The 834-nt window shown below is 54.9% G+C and carries 1 protein-coding gene; it reads left to right on the top strand.

The features are described from left to right. Window positions 1-486 (top strand): PEP-CTERM sorting domain-containing protein (locus ACHAC9_RS24485; RefSeq protein WP_435764414.1); only part of this gene is annotated, 486 nt, incomplete at its 5' end. Window positions 487-834 lie beyond the last annotated feature (348 nt).

The following is an 834-nucleotide window of genomic DNA, read 5'->3' as shown; positions in this document are numbered from 1 at the left end:
GATACGAACAACCAGTACGCCAGCACCGAGGGCTTCTACGGCGCCAACCTGGGCAACGAAATCGCTACCTTCACCGTGATGGCTGGCGGCGGCGGTCTGGTCGATGCAAGCGGCTCGCCGACCACCAACGGTCAAGTCACCGTGTTCGCGAAAGCCGACGCTGGCACCCTGGACGCTGGCTACTTCTTCCGTGAAAACGGCGACGACCTGTCGCTGGAATCGGTGATGGCCTTTGCCTTCACCAACGCCAACACCGTCGGCGCGCCAGACGACCTGCAAGTGAGCGAAATTGCCTGCGAGTTTGCTGGTTACAAAGGTGCTGGTTGCAACGGCACCGACTACGCTAACGGCCCAGGTAACATCTTCCTTGGCAACAACGGTCAATTCAAGCTGGCTGAAGTCCCAGAGCCAGGTTCGCTGGCCCTGTTCGGTATCGCCATGCTGGGCGCCGGCTTCGTGAGCCGCAAGCGCGCCAAGAAGGCGTAATCACCTGTTACATACAGTTGGCCCCTTGATGACAAGGGGCCAGCCAGAATGCCAGTCAGCCCAGCTGACTGGCATTTTTTATTACGCGCCCGGAAATGGCCTCGATTCATAGCCAAAATTAATCGGGATTCTTTACAGTCGAGTTCGCTACTGATCAGCTGTTTTAGGTAAGTAATTGATTTAAAACAATTATATAAACCTGGCACGGCAATTGCTTATATTCAGATACTTGTACCTCATTGCCCTACTGAATAGAAAAGACTACGAATCATGAAACTCCTGAAAAAAATCGCTCTCGCCGCCGCTGTGGCAATGACTTTCGCCGGCAGCGCCAGCGCCGCGACCGTA

It is taken from the genome of Massilia sp. CMS3.1 (genome assembly GCF_051262535.1).
Classification (GTDB): domain Bacteria; phylum Pseudomonadota; class Gammaproteobacteria; order Burkholderiales; family Burkholderiaceae_D; genus Telluria.
The sequence above is the reverse complement of the archived record's forward strand: the minus strand, read 5'-3'. Positions and strand labels throughout refer to the sequence as shown.